We start from the raw sequence: 14,938 nt of genomic DNA, 5'->3' as shown, positions 1-14,938 counted from the left end.
GGGGCGGGTGGCCATGTGTCTCACACGGCGTTACGGCAGCCAGGGCCGCGATGGTTTCAAATAGTGTGCGGCGGTGGCGCCGCGTCAGCAGGAAAGGACATCACATGCCCGAAGGGGACTCAGCAGATTTCAGGCCAGGCGCGCGGCGCGCCGGTGGTTCGTCGATGGCGCCGGTGGTGATCGCGGTGATTGTCGCGCTCGCCGGGGCGGGCTGGTGGTACTGGTCGAAGCAGCAGGCCGCCGTCGCACCGCCCGTGGCCGCCGCGCCGCAAGTGGCGCCCGCCGCCGTGCCGGATGCGCCCGCGGCGCCCGCGCCGACCGGTCCGCAGAACCTGGTCGACGGCCTGGCCGCACCCGAGCCCGCACTGCCGCCGCTGGCCGAAGCCGATGCGCGTGTGGCCGCGGCGCTGGCGGAGCTGCTGGGCAACAAGCAGGTCGCGTCCTTTTTGCAGATCGACGGCTTCGTGCGCCGCTTCGTCGCCACGGTCGACAACCTGCCGAACACGCAGGCGCCGTCCCGGATCTGGCCGGTGCAAGCGTCGCCGCAGCGCTTTGCGGTGCGTGGCGAAGGTGACAGCCAGACCATCGATCCGGACAACGCATCGCGCTACACGCCCTTCGTGCTGTTCGCCGAATCCATCGATCCGGCGCGCGCCGCGGCGGTGTATGCACGGCTCTATCCGCTGTTCCAGCAGGCCTATGAAGAGCTCGGCTATCCGGGCCGCTACTTCAACGACCGGCTCGTCGGCGTGATCGACCATCTGTTGCAGGCGCCCGAGCCGGCCGAGGCGCCGCGCGTGATGCTGACCGAGGTGAAGGGCGAGAACGGCGAGCCGATGGCGCTGAGCCGTCCCTGGGTGCGCTACGAGTTCGCCGACCCGCAGCTCGAGTCGCTGTCCAGCGGCCAGAAGATGATGGTGCGGGTCGGGCTCGTCAACGAGCGCCGGCTCAAGACCCAGCTGCGCGCCTTCCGCGCGCAGGTGGCAACGGGCGCCGTGCTGAAGAAGCCGAAGTCGACGCCGTAATCGCAACGACTGCGGCGGCTGCGATCGCCGCGGTCGCGCCCGATTCCGTTGCCCGCGATTGGCCGTGGCCTACATCGGCCGCGCGCAGGCCCCGGTATCCCTGAGCTTTTGGACCGGGAGATCCACTGCCATGGAAACCACGAAGACCGACTCGATCGTCGACAAGCTGCGCGCCCTGGATCAGGACCGCTCCGACTTTCCGGGCGAGCACCTGATCGTGCTCGGCATCGGCGTGCTGCTGCTGATCGCCGCCAACCGCAACCGCAGTGTGCTGGGCCGCACGCTGGCGGGCATGGCCGGCAGCGCCTTCATCGGCCGAGCGGCGAGCGGCACGGGCGGCGTGGCGCGCGTGGTGCAGGCGGTCACTGGCCGCCGGGTCTGACGCCTCCGGCGCTCAGCGCCGGGGTCCGCATGTTCAGGCCGCTTCGTCCGTGTAGTCGCCGATCGGCAGGCAACTGCAGAACAGGTTGCGGTCGCCGTACACGTTGTCCACGCGGCCGACCGGCGACCAGTACTTCGCATGACGCAGGCTGGCCAGCGGGAACGCGCCCAGTTCGCGCGCATAGGGCCGCGACCAATCGCTCGACAGCAGGCTGGCCGCCGTGTGCGGCGCATGCTTGAGCGGGTTGTCGTCCTTCGGCCAGACGCCTTCCTCGACGCGCCGGATCTCGCCGCGGATCGCGATCATCGCGTCGATGAAGCGGTCGAGTTCGACCAGCGGCTCGCTCTCGGTCGGCTCGACCATCAGCGTGCCGGGCACCGGGAAGCTCAGCGTCGGCGCATGGAAGCCGTAGTCGATCAGGCGCTTGGCGACGTCCTCGGCCGTGACGCCGCTGGTTTCCTTCAACGGACGCAGGTCCAGGATGCATTCGTGCGCGACGTGGCCGTTGGCGCTGGCATACAGCGTCGGGTAGTGGTCGCGCAGCCGGGCGCTGATGTAGTTGGCGCTGAGGATCGCGGTCTCGGTGGCCGCCTGCAGCCCGACCGAGCCCATCATCCGGCAGTACATCCAGCTGATCGGCAGCACCGCGGCATTGCCCAGCGGCGCGGCCGACACGGCCCCCACGGGCGACGCGATGCCGCCGGTCGCGTGGCCGGGCAGGTAGGGCACGAGGTCTTCCACCACGCAGACCGGGCCGACGCCCGGGCCGCCGCCGCCGTGTGGGATGCAGAAGGTCTTGTGCAGGTTCAGATGGCTCACGTCGCCGCCGAACTGGCCGGGTGCGGCGATGCCGACCAGCGCGTTCATGTTGGCGCCGTCGACGTACACCCGACCGCCGTGTGCATGCACGATCTCGCAGAGTTCCTTCACGCGGGTCTCGAACACGCCGTGCGTGCTCGGGTAGGTGATCATCACCGCGGCGAGCTTGTCGCCGTGCTTCTCGCAGGCGCGCTTCAGGTCGTCGATGTCGACGTTGCCCTGCGTGTCGCAGGCGGTGACCACCACCTGCATGCCGGCCATCTGCGCGCTCGCCGGGTTGGTGCCATGGGCCGACGACGGAATCAGGCAGACGTTGCGGTGGCCCTGGCCCTTGGCCTCGTGGAAGGCCTTGATCGCGAGCAGGCCGGCGTATTCGCCCTGCGAGCCCGCGTTGGGCTGCAGGCTGATGCCGGCATAGCCGGTCGCCTGGCAGAGCCAGTCGCGCAGCTGCTGGTCGAGCTCGGCATAGCCCTGCAACTGGTCGGCCGGCGCAAAGGGATGCACCTGCGCGAACTCGGGCCAGGTGATCGGGATCATCTCGCTGGTCGCGTTGAGCTTCATCGTGCAGCTGCCCAGCGGGATCATGCTGCGGTCGAGCGCGAGGTCCTTGTCGGACAGCGAACGGATGTAGCGCAGCATCGCCGTTTCGCTGTGGTGCGTGTTGAACACCGGATGCGTGAGGAAGGCGCTGGTGCGGCGCAGCGCGGCCGGGATCAGCGGCTCGACGCCGGCCTCGAAGGCGTCGAACGCAGGCAGCGCACTGCCTTCGCGTGCGAAGACCGCCCAGAGTTGCGCGACGTCGTCGCGGGTGGTCGTCTCGTCGAGCGAGATCACGAGGTAGTCGTTCCAGGCGGCGCGCAGGTTCATGCCGGCTTCGAGCGCGCGGGCGATCAGCGGCTGCGTCTCGGCGTCGGTCTTCAGGCAGATCGTGTCGAAGGCGCTGCCGTGGTGGGTGCGTGTGTAGCCGAGCTGGGCCAGGCCCGCGGCCAGGATCGCCGTGTACGACGCGACCCGGCGTGCAATGCGGGTCAGCCCCTGCGGCCCGTGATAGACCGCGTACAGGCTCGCGATGACCGCCGGCAGCACCTGCGCCGTGCAGATGTTGGACGTCGCCTTCTCGCGGCGGATGTGCTGCTCGCGCGTCTGCAGCGCGAGCCGGTAGGCCGGATGGCCGTGCACGTCGACGCTCACGCCGACCAGGCGGCCGGGCATCGAGCGCTTGAATTCGTCGCGGCAGGCCAGGAAGGCCGCGTGCGGGCCGCCGCAACCCATCGGCATGCCGAAGCGCTGCGTGCTGCCGACGACGATGTCGGCGCCCCATTCGCCGGGCGGCACCAGCAGCGTGAGCGCGAGCAGGTCGGTCGCGAAGATCGCAGCGGCCTGCTTGTCGTGCAGGCGCTTCACGTCGGCGCTCCAGTCCTGGACCCAGCCGCTGGAGGCGGGGTACTGCATCAGCGCCGCGAAGCAGTCACCGGCCAGGGCCGCTTCCCACGCGGGCGCCGAGTCGGCGACGACCACAGCGATGCCGAGCGGCGCCGCGCGCGTGCGGATCACTTCGATGGTCTGCGGATGGCAGTCGCCCGCGACCACGAAGGTGTTGCTCTTCGACTTGACGCTGCGCTTGGCGAGCGTCATGGCCTCGGCCGCGGCCGTGGCTTCGTCGAGCATCGAGGCATTGGCGATGGCCATGCCGGTCAGGTCGACGACCATGGTCTGGAAGTTGACCAGCGCCTCCATGCGGCCCTGCGAGATCTCGGCTTGGTAGGGCGTGTAGGCCGTGTACCAGGCCGGGTTCTCGAGCACGTTGCGCAGGATCACGCCTGGCGTGTGCGTGCCGTAGTAGCCCTGGCCGATGAAGCTCTTCAGCACCTTGTTCTTCGCCGCGATCGCCTTGAGCTCGGCCAGCGCGGCCGCTTCGGTGACCGGTGCCGGCAACTGCATCGGCGCCGTGCGGCGGATGGCCGCGGGCACGATGCCGTCGATCAGCTCGGCCCGCGTCGCCGCACCGATCACCGGCAGCATCCGCGCCTCGTCCGCCGCATCGATGCCGATGTGGCGGGCCAGGAATTCCTCGGCGTTCTCGAGGTCATGGAGGGAAGGGAAGGATGTCGGCATGGCGCGGGTGATCAGGGTACGGAACAAAAAAAGGGTGTGGCTGATAAGACGCGGCGTCGGCTCAGGAGATTCGGCCGCCGCCGGGCCGCCCCAAGGCGGCCGAGCCCCCTCCTCGGGAGGTGGCGAAGCACACGAAGTGGCAAGCCGGGAGGCTCAAGATTCGGCCGCCGCCGGGCCGCCCCAAGGCGGCCGAGCCCCCTCCTCGGGAGGTGGCGAAGCACACGAAGTGGCAAGCCGGGAGGCTCACGATTCAGCAGCGAACTTGTCGTAGTCGGCGGCTTCGAGAAGCGCGTCGAACTGCGCCGGGTCCGACGGTTTCACCTTGAAGAACCAGCCGGCGCCGTTCGGGTCGCTGTTGGCCAGCGACGGGTCGGCGCGCAGCGCCTCGTTGACCTCGGTGATCTCACCGGAGATCGGCATGTACACGTCGGCCGCGGCCTTCACCGATTCGACGACGCCGGCCACTTCGCCCTGGGCGAAGCTCGCGCCGATCTCGGGCAGGTCGACGAACACGACGTCACCCAGCGCGTCCTGCGCATGCACGGTGATGCCGACGGTGAGCGGCGCATCGCCTTCGCTCTGGACCCATTCGTGGTCCTTGGTGTACTTGATGGTCATGGGGTGCTCCTTGAAAGCGTGTGAGGTTAGATCTGGCGAAAGTGCTCAGCCCCGGAAGTATCGGGCGGGCAGGAAGGGCAGCGTGCAGACTTCCATCGGCACCGGCTTGCCGCGCACGATGGCCTGCAGGCGCGTGCCGGGTTCGGCGAACGCGGTGGCCACGTAGCCCATGGCGATCGGCCGGTCCACGCTCGGGCCGAGCAGGCCGCTCGTGACCTGCCCGATCGGCTGACCCTCGAACGACTCGAGCGGCGTGCCGTCGCGCACCGGAATGCGTTCCAGCGCGACCAGGCCGACCCGGCGGCGCGTCAGCGTGTCATGGTCGAGATGGCCGGCGGTGCCTGCCGATGCGGTGAGCTGCGCGAGGATCTTCCCGGCACCGGGGAAGCCCCCTTCGCGCGCGCCGCCGCTGCGGCGCACTTTCTGGATCGCCCAGTTGAGCGAGGCCTCGACCGGCGTCGTGCCTTCGTCGATGTCGTTGCCGTACAGGCACAGGCCGGCTTCGAGTCGCAGCGAGTTGCGCGCGCCCAGGCCGATCGGCTGCACCTCCGGCTGCGCGAGCAGCAGGCGCGCGAGTGCGTCGGCATCGGCCGCGGCGACGGAGATCTCGAAGCCGTCCTCGCCGGTGTAGCCGCTGCGGGTGGCGAAGGCGGCGATGCCGCCGATCCGCACCGCACCGCCGGTCATGAAGACGAAGCGCTCGATGCCCGGCGAGAGGCGCGCCAGCACGGCGGCGGCCTGCGGCCCCTGCAGTGCGAGCAGGGCGTGATCGGGCATCGGCTGCACGCTGCAGCGCGCGCCGATCCGTGCCTGCAGGTGCGCGATGTCGGCCACCTTGCACGCGCCGTTGACGATCACGAAGAGCGAATCGCCGCCTTCGTTGAAGAACATCAGGTCGTCGAGGATGCCGCCGGCGTCGTTCAGCAGCAGTCCGTAGCGCTGCTTGCCCGGCGCCAGGCCGATCACGTCGACCGGCATCAGGCTCTCGAAGGCCGCTGCGGCGTCGGGGCCGACCAGCCGCAGCTGGCCCATGTGGGAGATGTCGAACAGGCCTGCGGCCGTGCGGGTGTGCTTGTGCTCGGCCATCAGGCCGGCGGGGTACTGCACCGGCATCGAATAGCCGGCAAAGGGGACCATGCGCGCGCCGAGTTCGACGTGCAGGTCGTGAAGAGGTGTCTTGAGCAGATCGGCGGATGCAGCGGCCAAGGCGCACTCCAGGAGCAAAGGGGCAGTTTCATTCCATGACGCAAATCATGGGCCACCCCTGCTGTCCGCTCTACCTGAGAGATTCGCCCCACGATCGGGGTTTGCTCCTTCGGTGGATGGCCTCCATCGTGCGAATCTCGTGCGGATCGCGCGACGTGGACATCTCTCTCCAGCAAGGAAACGCCCGTGTGAACGGGCGCCTCGTCAGTCCTTTTGCCTGAGCGTTCGGATGGTTCCTGCGCCTTCGGCGGCCCCGCGTGGCGGGGCTCTCTCCTGACCCGTCGAGTGTAGTGGAATCCTCGGCGGGTCAGCGCGAATCGCCGACTTTGTCAGGCGTGCGCGGGCTGCGGCACTTCCTCGGCGCGCTTGTCGTGCCCGATGAGCAGCACCAGCGCAAAGGCCACGACCGACAGCAGCGCCAGGAACAGCACGGCGTAGATGTCGTTGCCCATCTTGTCGCGCAGCGTGCCGAAGATCGTCGGGCCGATGTAGCCGCCGAGGTTGCCGATCGAGTTGATCCACGCGATGCCGGCGGCGGCGGCGGTGCCGCTCAGAAGGGCGGTCGGCAGCGTCCAGAACGTGGGCAGCGCGGTGAAGATGCCCAGGGCTGCCAGCGTGACCGCCGCCATCTTGGGCACCGGTGCGCTGATCTGCGATGCCGCGACCAGGCCCACGAAGATGCAGGCGAGCGGTACGAGCACGAACCACTTGCGCTCCTTGCGGGCGTCCGACCAGCGCGTCCAATAGATCATGGCGATGGCGCCGATGAGGTACGGGAAGGCGTTGATGAAGCCGATCTCGACGTTGCCCAGGCCGCCGAAGCCCTTGATGATCTGGGGCAGGAAGAAGCCCAGTCCGTAGAGCGGCACCGTGATGCCCATGTAGACGAATCCGAGGCCGATCACGCGCCAGTTGAGCAGCGACTGCTTCCACGAAATGCGATGGATCGACTCGCGGTTGCGGCGCTCTGCGTCCAGCGTGGTCTGCAGCCAGTCGCGTTCCTCGTTGGTCAGCCACTTGGCTTCCTTGGGGCCGTCGGGCAGGTACAGCAGCACGAAGAAGGTCAGGATCACCGCGGGGATGGCTTCCAGGATGAACAGCCATTGCCAGCCGTGCATGCCGCCGACGCCGTCCATGTTGAGGATGTAGCCCGAAATCGGCGAGCCGATCACCGTCGAGATCGGAATGGCGAACATGAACCAGCCCACGATGCGGGCGCGGTAGGCCGCCGGGAACCACAGCGTGATGTAGAAGATCACGCCGGGAAAGAAGCCGGCCTCGGCAATGCCGAGCAGGAAGCGCACGACGTTGAAGCTGGTGGCGCTGCCGACCCAGGCCTGCGCCGCGGAAATGACACCCCAGCTGAACATGATCCGCGCGATCCAGCGGCGTGCGCCGAAGCGTTCCAGCGCCAGGTTGCTCGGCACTTCGAACAGGAAGTACGCGATGAAGAAGATGCCGGCGGCGCTGCCGAAGATCGCGCCGGTGAAGCCCAGGTCCTTGGACATCGCCGCGCCCGCGAAACCGAGATTCACGCGATCCAGGTAGGCGACGAAATAACTGACCATCAGCAGCGGCAGCAGCCGCCAACTGATCTTCGAAATGGTTCTCTGCTCGATGGAGTTCATGCTGTCTCTAAGTGTGGTTATGCATGGCTGGCCGGAGCGAGGCTCCGGGTGTTCCGTCGCGGATGCGATGGTTGCTGCGTGCTTGCCACAGCATCTCGACTATGCAGCCGGAAGTCCCTTCGCCGCGTCGGGATTTTCACGGACGTAATCCCGAATGATCTCGTCGACGCTGTCGTCGGCGGCAAGGCCCAGTGCGCGGGCACGGGTCCATTCAAAGCGGCCGGGCCAGGTCTTCACGATGCGGGCGATCGCCGGGTCCGGCGTGCGGTCCAGCAAGGCCTGGGCCGCCGGACCGGCCACCCGGCCGAGCGCGGCCGCCATCTCGCCGACCGTGGTCGGGAGCGACGGCAGGTTGACGGCGATGCGCGGCCCCCAGTCGGCGTCGCTCGCCTCGGCTGCTCGGATGAGGCCTTCGATCGTGCGTGCGGGCGAGGCGATCGCCACCGGTGTGGCGTCGGGCACCGGGCAGGGCGCACGGAGCCCGGCCAGCGGCTCGCGGAACATGCCGCTGAAGAAGCCCGAGGCCGCGCCATTGGGCTTGCCGGGGCGCACGCTGACCGTCATCAGCCGCACGCTGCGGCCGTGGATGAAACCCTTGCGCGTGTAGTCGGCCACCAGTTGCTCGCCGATCACCTTCTGGATGCCGTAGCTGCTCAGCGGCGTGGGCAGCGTCTGGTCCTGGATGACGTCGGGCAGCGGCAGCTCGGGCGAACTGCCGAAGACCGCGAGCGAGCTGGAGAACACCAGTACGGGCGCGCGGCCCGATTGCCGGCAGACCTCCAGCAGCGCGTGGGTGGCTGCGAAGTTGCTGCGCATGCCGAGGTCGAAGTCGGCCTCGCATTCACCGCTGACCGCGGCCGCCAGGTGGAACACCGCCGAAGCGTCAGACGGCAGCACGCGCTGCGGTGCGCCGGCCAGCAGCTCGTTCAGGTCGCCGACGACCTGCGCGACGCGCGCATCCGCGGCCAGGTCGGCCGGCGCTGCTGCGCGGTCGACCAGCGTGATCCGGGTGATGGGCGCCGGCGCGGCGCCGGCCAAAGAGAGCGTGCGGCGCGCGAGCAGCGTGCGCGCAAGGCGTGCACCCAGGAATCCGGCGCCGCCGGTGATGACGATGTGCATGAGGTCTCCGTTTTTCGGAGCAGTCTAATGCGCACGTCCGGCGCAGGCAGCGCCTCGCGGCACCGGGTTTTCTCGGGTGCGCGTGCGGCGTTTCAGCGCGCCGGGCGCAGCGCGGACTTGGGCCGAAAGGCCTTGCAGACGGCGTCGTCCGTTTCGAGGTACGGGCCGCCGATCAGGTCGATGCAATAGGGCACCGCGGCGAAGATGCCGGGCACGGCCTGCGAGCCGTCGGCGTTCTTCAGCCCTTCGAGCGTTTCGGCGATCGCCTTCGGCTGGCCGGGCAGGTTCAGGATCAGGCTCCGGTCGCGGATCACCGCCACCTGGCGCGACAGGATCGCGGTCGGCACGAAGCGCAGGCTGATCTGCCGCATCTGCTCGCCGAAGCCCGGCATCTCCTTGTGCGCCACGGCGAGCGTCGCCTCGGGCGTGACGTCGCGCAGCGCGGGGCCGGTGCCGCCGGTGGTCAGCACCAGCGAACAGCCGGCATCGACCAGTTCGACCAGGGTCGCGCTGATGCCGGCCTGCTCGTCGGGAATCAGCCGGGCTTCGAAGTCGATCGGATTGCGCAATGCGCGCGTGAGCCAGTCCTTGAGAGCCGGCAGGCCCTTGTCCTCGTAGACGCCGGTGGAGGCCCGGTCGCTGACCGAGACGATGCCGATGCGAACGGGGTCGAACGCCGTCATGCGTCTTCTTCGCGCGACTGCTCGCCGGCTTCTGCCGCGCGATCGCCGTCGTCGTGCACGGACAGTTGGGCGCGCACCAGCTGGAACACTTCGCGGTAGGCCTTGCCCTGGCGAGGTGCCTCGCCGGCCGGGCCGGCCTTGATGTCCTTGCGCGCCTGGCGCACGAGGGCGCGCAGTTGCTGGATGTCGGTGGCCGGATGGGTCTCGATCCAGCCGCCCATCGCGTCGTCGTCGGCGATCAGCAGGTCGCGCCAGCGCTCGGCTTCGTGGAGCGTGGCGGTTTCCTCGGCGGGCGCGCGGTGCTGCTCCTGCAGCGCTGCACGCACGCTCTCGAGCACCTCGGGGTCGAGGCCGCGCATGAGCTTGCCGACGAACTGCATCTGCCGGCGCTTGCCCTCGAAGTTGGTGATACGGCGGGCTTCGACGACGGCGTCGGTGAGCTTTTCGCCGAGCGGGAGCTTGTCGAACAGGCCGGCGCGCAGGCCGAGCAGGCCCTCGCCGAGCTTCTGCAGTTCGGTGCTCTCGCGTTTGAGATCGGTTTTGCTGGCGTCGTCGGTACCCTTGAGCTCGCGTTTGAGCTCAAGGTCGAGCTCGCTGCCTTCGGCAACGAACTGTCCACGGACGAAATAGCCTTTTTTGGGTTTGCGGGACATGAGGGGGAATCTGTTGCCGCTCCGCGGGGTTCCGGGGGGCGCAAGTATCATAGCCAACACATGAAGACATCCTCCTCGCGCGTCGAATCCGGCTTCGCCTACAGCCGCTCCTTCTTTGAAAACCTGGTCGATTCGGCCCTGGCGCACGCCAAGAAGCTGGGCGCCACCGACGCCGGCGCCGAAGCCTCCGAGGGCTGCGGGCTCAGCGTCTCGGTACGCAAGGGCGAACTGGAGAACGTCGAGCGCAACCGCGACAAGTCGCTCGGCGTCACGGTCTACGTCGGCAATCGCCGCGGCAACGCGAGCACCTCCGATTTCTCCGATGCCGCGATCGCCCAGACGGTGCAGGCCGCATACGACATCGCGCGCTTCACCGCGGAAGACCCGGTCGGCGGGTTACCCGACGAGGACGACATTTCCAAGACCCATCCCGAGCTCGACCTGTTCCATCCGTGGGACGTCACGAGCGAACAGGCGGCGGTTCTGGCCCTCGAATGCGAAGGCGCGGCGCTGTCGACCGACAAGCGCATCACCAACAGCGAAGGTGCGGGCGTGTCGGCGCAGCAGAGCCATTTCTTCAGTGCCCACACGCACGGCTTCCGCGGTGGCTATGCGAGCTCGCGCCACTCGATCTCCGTTGCGCCGATCGCCGGCAAGGGCAACGACATGCAGCGCGATGCCTGGTACAGCTCGATGCGCTCGGCGACGGAGCTCGCGAGCCCGCAGGCGGTGGGCCGTTACGCTGCGGAACGGGCGCTGTCGCGGCTCAAGTCGCGCAAGATCAAGACGACCCAGTGCGCGGTGCTGTTCGAGTCGCCGCTGGCGGCTGGCCTGCTCGGCGGCCTGGTGCAGGCCACCAGCGGCGGTGCGCTCTACCGCAAGAGCACCTTCCTGCTCGATTCGCTGGGCAAGGCCGTGCTGCCTTCGCACATCGACGTCGCGGAAGATCCGCACATCCTGCGCGGCAAGGGCAGCTCGCCGTTCGACGACGAAGGCGTGGTCACCAAGGCGCGCAAGGTGATCGATGCGGGCGAACTGCAGGGCTATTTCCTCGGTACCTATTCGGCGCGCAAGCTCGGCATGAAGACCACCGGCAACGCTGGCGGCTCGCACAACCTGGTGTTGAGCTCGCGGCTCACGCAGGCGGGCGACGATCTCGACGAGATGCTGCGCAAGCTGGGCACCGGCCTGTTCGTGACCGAGCTGATGGGCCAGGGCGTGAACTACGTGACGGGCGACTATTCGCGCGGCGCGAGCGGCTTCTGGGTCGAAAAGGGGCGTATCGCGTTCCCGGTGCAGGAGATCACGATCGCTGGCAACCTGAAGGAGATGCTCATGGGCATCCAGGCGGTCGGTGCCGATGCGTACAACTACGGCGCCAAGACCACGGGTTCGCTGTTGATCAACCGCATGAAGGTCGCTGGCGCCTGATCCATCGGGGCGGTGGGTGCGCCACCCCATCGACTGCATCCGGTATTCGGAGGCGTCAGAGATCGCCGGGTGCAGGCGGCACCAGATGGTCGAGCATGCGCCGGGCATGCAGTGACAGCCCTTCGCGGTCCTTCACGCAGGCCAGCAGCGTGCGCGCAGCCCAAGGCTCGTCGAGCATCGCCCGCGCGATCGGCATGGTGCGCGCACAACGCCGCGCCGCGGTCTGCGGCACGATGCCCACGCCGATCCCCTGCGCGACCATGCCGCACATCGCTTCGAAGCCGCCGACGCGGACACGGCATGCCAGGTGACGGCCCAGCCGCCGTGCATGCAGCGCGATGTGTGCCTGCAGCGGATTGCCCTCAGGCAGCCCGACGAAGTCCGACTCGGCGATCTCGGCCAGCCTGACGCGCCGCCGTCCTGCCAGCGCATGCGAACGCGGCATCACCAGCACCAGGTCGTCCTGCCGGAATGCGTGCCGTTCGAGCCCGTCGGTATCGACCGCATCCGACACGATGCCGATGTCGCACAGGCCGGCACGCAGCGCGTCGACGATGTCGTCGCTGCCGCGCTCCTCGAGGTCGACGGACACCAGCGGATGGTCGGCGAGGAAGCGGCCGAGCGGCTCGGGCAGGTGTTCCGTCATCGCGGACGTGTTGCACAGGACGCGGACGTGGCCCTTGAGGCCATTGCCGTATTCGCCGAGCTCGCCGCGCAGCCGCTCCATCTGCGCCAGCATCAGGCGCGCGTGATGCAGCAGCGTGCGGCCCGCCTCGGTCGGTTTCACGCCCTTCGGCAGGCGCAGCAGCAGCGGGTGGCCGAGCGTGTCTTCCATGCCGCGCACGCGCTGGCTGGCCGAAGCCAATGTCATGTGGCTGCGCTGCGCACCGGCCGTGAGGCTGCCGGCCTCGACCACGTGGAGGAACAGCCGCAGGTCGGTCAGGTCGAATCGCATGGTGGCAACTTAGCACGGCGTGCCTCAGGCTGCGGCTGAGGCCGGATGTGAAAGATCCGCATTGGAGGCCGCCGTGGCGCCGGGGCAGACTCGCTGCATGACCCTGATCGAATCCTTCGTCGCCGCATCGGCCGTGTTCCTGGTGGCCGGGCTGGTCAAGGGCGTGATCGGCCTTGGGTTGCCGACCTTGTCGATGGCGATGCTCGCGCTGTGGATGTCGCCGGCCGAGGCGGCCGCGCTGCTCATCCTGCCGTCCTTCGTGACCAACGTCTGGCAGTTGCGGCCCTGGCGCATGCTGCCGTCGGTGCTGCGCCGCCTCTGGGGACTTCAACTGGGCATTGCCGCCGGCACGTTGGGCGGTGCGGCATTTTTCGGCGCCCCCGCCGGTGCATGGACGCAGGTGCTGCTCGGCGCCGCGTTGGTGGCGTATGCGGCCTGGGGGCTCGCGGGGCGGACGTTCTCGGTGCCGGCTGCCCATGAGCGTTGGCTGGGGCCGCTGACGGGCGTGCTGACCGGTGTCGTGACGGCGCTGACGGGCGTTTTCGTGTTGCCTGCGGTGCCCTACCTGCAGGCGCTGGGCCTGTCGCGCAGTACCTTGATGCAGGCGATGGGAATCTCCTTCACGACGGCCACCGTGGCACTGGCCGTGGGCCTGTTCGGCCATGGCGCCTATGCGGCGGCCGATGCGGGCATGTCGGCGGGACTGCTGCTGCCGGCGCTGGCCGGCATGTCGCTGGGCCAATGGTTGCGCGAGCGCCTGCCGGTGGCGGTGTTCCAGCGGCTGTTCTTCATCGGGCTTGGACTGCTTGGCGCCTACATGCTGTTCGCTGCGTAGGCGGTCGATCGCTCAGGTGCCGGCGAGGTGGGCGCGCACGCGGGCGATCGTCTGCTGATAGGGAAGGGCGAAGTCGTCGACGGACTCCTCCGGCGACAGCCAGCGGAAGCTGAACACCAGCCCGTCTTCCTCGGGGCTGCCGCTTGCGATGTGTGTGAACGTCGCTGGCAACGCGTCGTCGCTGCGCATCAGGTAGAGGTGCCAGAGTTGCGCGTGCCGGTGCACGTTGCCTTCGACGCCCGCCTCGCACTGGCGGTCCAGCGTGCCCAGCGGTACGAGCGGCCCGTCGAAGCGGATGCCTGATTCCTCCAGCAGTTCGCGCCGAACGGCATCTTCGGGCGCTTCGCCGGGTTCGACCGTGCCTTTCGGCAGCTGCATGCCGCCGTCTTCCGGATGGCTGAACACCAGCAGGCGGCCGCGGCCGTCGACCAGGCAGGCGCAGGCCTTCAGGATCGGTGCCGCGTCGCCGCTCATCTCAAGCGCCCGAAAGTGCGGCCTTGACCGCAGCGCTGACCTGTCCCATGTCGGCCTTGCCGGCCAGCTGCGTCTTGACGGCGCCCATCACCTTGCCCATGTCGCCAGGGCCCTTGGCGCCGAGTTCGGCCACGATGGCCTTGACGGCGGCGTCGACTTCGTCGGCGCTCATGCGCTGCGGCAGGTACACCTCGAGTACCTTGATCTCGCTGGCTTCCTTGTCCGCGAGATCGGTGCGGCCACCCTGGGTGAAGGCGGCGACCGAATCCTTGCGCTGCTTGACCAGCTTGTCGACGATTGCGACGACCGCTGCATCGTCGAGCACCACGCGTTCGTCGACTTCCTTCTGCTTGAGTGCGGCCAGCAGCAGGCGGATGGTGCCCAGGCGCTCGGAATCCTTGGCGCGCATGGCGGTCTTCATGTCTTCGGTGATCTGGTCCTTGAGGCTCATGGCGATTCCTTCAGATGGGTTGTTCTTCTCGGCGAACTTATCTCGGCAAAAACAAAAGCCGCGGCAGGAAGACCTGGCGCGGCTCGGTGTCCGTACGACGCTGGCAGGACGCCAGCGAGCCGGAACAATGCTCAGTACAGCTTCTTGGGGAGCTGCATGCTGCGCACGCGCTTGTAGTGGCGCTTGACGGCCGCGGCCTTCTTGCGCTTGCGCTCGGCGGTCGGCTTTTCGTAGAACTCGCGGGCGCGCAGGTCGGTCAGCAGGCCGAGCTTTTCGATGGTGCGCTTGAAGCGGCGCAGGGCGACGTCGAAAGGCTCGTTTTCTTTAACGCGGATGGTGGTCATTGTTGAATCGTTGAACTGAATTTGGTCCGGAGAGATCGAGGCCCCGGGCCGGGGTTCCTCAACTGAAAATCTTCTGCGGCCGTTGAGGGGAGGCCAAAAGTTAGCCAGAGATTATAGCACTCCCCCCAGGCTTCGCGCACTTCGTGTCGCTTCTCCAACCCCCCTCACCGGGGGGCGACACCGGCGGCCCGGCGAAGCCG

The 14,938-nt window shown here is 68.4% G+C and carries 15 protein-coding genes and 2 riboswitches; of the genes, 4 read left to right on the top strand and 11 right to left on the bottom strand.

Annotation, left to right across the window (positions count from 1 at the left end; translation table 11 throughout):
• Nucleotides 1–104: 104 nt before the first annotated feature.
• The gene (locus AC07PZ_RS26165) at nucleotides 105–1,025 is read left to right on the top strand and encodes a DUF3014 domain-containing protein (protein WP_495298081.1); all 921 of its coding nucleotides are present in this window, start codon (nucleotides 105–107) and stop codon (nucleotides 1,023–1,025) included.
• A 130-nt stretch (nucleotides 1,026–1,155) separates the two neighbouring features.
• Nucleotides 1,156–1,407 carry a hypothetical protein gene (locus AC07PZ_RS26160; protein ID WP_495298080.1) on the top strand — a complete coding sequence of 84 codons (252 nt, stop codon included), beginning with the start codon at nucleotides 1,156–1,158 and terminating at the stop codon, nucleotides 1,405–1,407.
• A 33-nt stretch (nucleotides 1,408–1,440) separates the two neighbouring features.
• Here the strand turns inward: AC07PZ_RS26160 and gcvP are convergent, their stop codons facing one another.
• From gcvP to yjgA, 7 genes are all read right to left on the bottom strand, one after another.
• The gene (gene gcvP / locus AC07PZ_RS26155) at nucleotides 1,441–4,341 is read right to left on the bottom strand and encodes an aminomethyl-transferring glycine dehydrogenase (protein ID WP_495298079.1); all 2,901 of its coding nucleotides are present in this window, start codon (nucleotides 4,339–4,341) and stop codon (nucleotides 1,441–1,443) included.
• 243 nt (nucleotides 4,342–4,584) lie between these two features.
• Nucleotides 4,585–4,959 (bottom strand): glycine cleavage system protein GcvH, encoded by a 375-nt coding sequence (gene gcvH, locus AC07PZ_RS26150; protein WP_495298078.1) that lies wholly within the window; start codon nucleotides 4,957–4,959, stop codon nucleotides 4,585–4,587.
• A gap of 45 nt (nucleotides 4,960–5,004) precedes the next feature.
• Complete coding sequence (gene gcvT, locus AC07PZ_RS26145) at nucleotides 5,005–6,165, bottom strand: glycine cleavage system aminomethyltransferase GcvT (RefSeq protein WP_495298077.1); 1,161 nt, start codon at nucleotides 6,163–6,165, stop codon at nucleotides 5,005–5,007.
• Between the two features lie 51 nt (nucleotides 6,166–6,216).
• Nucleotides 6,217–6,348: riboswitch (glycine riboswitch) on the bottom strand.
• 12 nt (nucleotides 6,349–6,360) lie between these two features.
• Nucleotides 6,361–6,451, bottom strand: a riboswitch (glycine riboswitch).
• Between the two features lie 43 nt (nucleotides 6,452–6,494).
• Complete coding sequence (locus AC07PZ_RS26140; RefSeq protein ID WP_495298076.1) at nucleotides 6,495–7,793, bottom strand: MFS transporter; 1,299 nt, start codon at nucleotides 7,791–7,793, stop codon at nucleotides 6,495–6,497.
• 99 nt (nucleotides 7,794–7,892) lie between these two features.
• Nucleotides 7,893–8,912 carry a D-erythronate dehydrogenase gene (denD, locus tag AC07PZ_RS26135; protein WP_495298075.1) on the bottom strand — a complete coding sequence of 340 codons (1,020 nt, stop codon included), beginning with the start codon at nucleotides 8,910–8,912 and terminating at the stop codon, nucleotides 7,893–7,895.
• 92 nt (nucleotides 8,913–9,004) lie between these two features.
• Nucleotides 9,005–9,565 (bottom strand): molybdopterin adenylyltransferase, encoded by a 561-nt coding sequence (mog, locus tag AC07PZ_RS26130; protein WP_495298174.1) that lies wholly within the window; start codon nucleotides 9,563–9,565, stop codon nucleotides 9,005–9,007.
• Nucleotides 9,566–9,591: 26 nt separating this feature from the next.
• The gene (gene yjgA, locus AC07PZ_RS26125) at nucleotides 9,592–10,248 is read right to left on the bottom strand and encodes a ribosome biogenesis factor YjgA (protein ID WP_495298074.1); all 657 of its coding nucleotides are present in this window, start codon (nucleotides 10,246–10,248) and stop codon (nucleotides 9,592–9,594) included.
• Nucleotides 10,249–10,308: 60 nt separating this feature from the next.
• On the opposite strand from yjgA, the gene pmbA reads away from it, so the two are divergent.
• On the top strand, nucleotides 10,309–11,679 hold the full coding sequence (gene pmbA / locus AC07PZ_RS26120; RefSeq protein ID WP_495298073.1) for a metalloprotease PmbA: 1,371 nt from the start codon (nucleotides 10,309–10,311) through the stop codon (nucleotides 11,677–11,679).
• Nucleotides 11,680–11,734: 55 nt separating this feature from the next.
• On the opposite strand, the gene AC07PZ_RS26115 is transcribed toward pmbA, so the two are convergent.
• Complete coding sequence (locus AC07PZ_RS26115) at nucleotides 11,735–12,634, bottom strand: LysR family transcriptional regulator (RefSeq protein ID WP_495298072.1); 900 nt, start codon at nucleotides 12,632–12,634, stop codon at nucleotides 11,735–11,737.
• A gap of 97 nt (nucleotides 12,635–12,731) precedes the next feature.
• On the opposite strand from AC07PZ_RS26115, the gene AC07PZ_RS26110 reads away from it, so the two are divergent.
• Nucleotides 12,732–13,469 carry a sulfite exporter TauE/SafE family protein gene (locus AC07PZ_RS26110; protein ID WP_495298071.1) on the top strand — a complete coding sequence of 246 codons (738 nt, stop codon included), beginning with the start codon at nucleotides 12,732–12,734 and terminating at the stop codon, nucleotides 13,467–13,469.
• 12 nt (nucleotides 13,470–13,481) lie between these two features.
• On the opposite strand, the gene AC07PZ_RS26105 is transcribed toward AC07PZ_RS26110, so the two are convergent.
• The 3 genes from AC07PZ_RS26105 to rpsU all read right to left on the bottom strand — a co-directional run bounded on the left by AC07PZ_RS26105 (nucleotide 13,482) and on the right by rpsU (nucleotide 14,738).
• On the bottom strand, nucleotides 13,482–13,943 hold the full coding sequence (locus AC07PZ_RS26105) for an NUDIX domain-containing protein (RefSeq protein WP_495298070.1): 462 nt from the start codon (nucleotides 13,941–13,943) through the stop codon (nucleotides 13,482–13,484).
• 1 nt (nucleotide 13,944) lies between these two features.
• Nucleotides 13,945–14,394: a GatB/YqeY domain-containing protein gene (locus AC07PZ_RS26100; RefSeq protein WP_495298069.1), complete on the bottom strand. Its 450-nt coding sequence runs from the start codon at nucleotides 14,392–14,394 to the stop codon at nucleotides 13,945–13,947.
• A 131-nt stretch (nucleotides 14,395–14,525) separates the two neighbouring features.
• Nucleotides 14,526–14,738, bottom strand: a complete 213-nt coding sequence (gene rpsU / locus AC07PZ_RS26095; protein ID WP_007833691.1) for a 30S ribosomal protein S21 — start codon at nucleotides 14,736–14,738, stop codon at nucleotides 14,526–14,528.
• Nucleotides 14,739–14,938: the final 200 nt, after the last annotated feature.

It is taken from the genome of Variovorax sp. GW821-FHT10B04 (genome assembly GCF_059415645.1).
The sequence above is the reverse complement of the archived record's forward strand: the minus strand, read 5'-3'. Positions and strand labels throughout refer to the sequence as shown.

Bases quoted from the DNA above. Each gene is read 5' to 3' on its own strand.
- AC07PZ_RS26105 (WP_495298070.1), bottom strand. From the start codon at position 13,943: ATGAGCGGCGACGCGGCACCGATCCTGAAGGCCTGCGCCTGCCTGGTC.
- yjgA (WP_495298074.1), bottom strand. From the start codon at position 10,248: ATGTCCCGCAAACCCAAAAAAGGCTATTTCGTCCGTGGACAGTTCGTT.
- gcvP (WP_495298079.1), bottom strand. From the start codon at position 4,341: ATGCCGACATCCTTCCCTTCCCTCCATGACCTCGAGAACGCCGAGGAA.
- rpsU (WP_007833691.1), bottom strand. From the start codon at position 14,738: ATGACCACCATCCGCGTTAAAGAAAACGAGCCTTTCGACGTCGCCCTG.
- AC07PZ_RS26110 (WP_495298071.1), top strand. From the start codon at position 12,732: ATGACCCTGATCGAATCCTTCGTCGCCGCATCGGCCGTGTTCCTGGTG.
- AC07PZ_RS26140 (WP_495298076.1), bottom strand. From the start codon at position 7,793: ATGAACTCCATCGAGCAGAGAACCATTTCGAAGATCAGTTGGCGGCTG.
- AC07PZ_RS26165 (WP_495298081.1), top strand. From the start codon at position 105: ATGCCCGAAGGGGACTCAGCAGATTTCAGGCCAGGCGCGCGGCGCGCC.
- AC07PZ_RS26100 (WP_495298069.1), bottom strand. From the start codon at position 14,394: ATGAGCCTCAAGGACCAGATCACCGAAGACATGAAGACCGCCATGCGC.
- AC07PZ_RS26115 (WP_495298072.1), bottom strand. From the start codon at position 12,634: ATGCGATTCGACCTGACCGACCTGCGGCTGTTCCTCCACGTGGTCGAG.
- pmbA (WP_495298073.1), top strand. From the start codon at position 10,309: ATGAAGACATCCTCCTCGCGCGTCGAATCCGGCTTCGCCTACAGCCGC.
- AC07PZ_RS26160 (WP_495298080.1), top strand. From the start codon at position 1,156: ATGGAAACCACGAAGACCGACTCGATCGTCGACAAGCTGCGCGCCCTG.
- gcvH (WP_495298078.1), bottom strand. From the start codon at position 4,959: ATGACCATCAAGTACACCAAGGACCACGAATGGGTCCAGAGCGAAGGC.
- denD (WP_495298075.1), bottom strand. From the start codon at position 8,912: ATGCACATCGTCATCACCGGCGGCGCCGGATTCCTGGGTGCACGCCTT.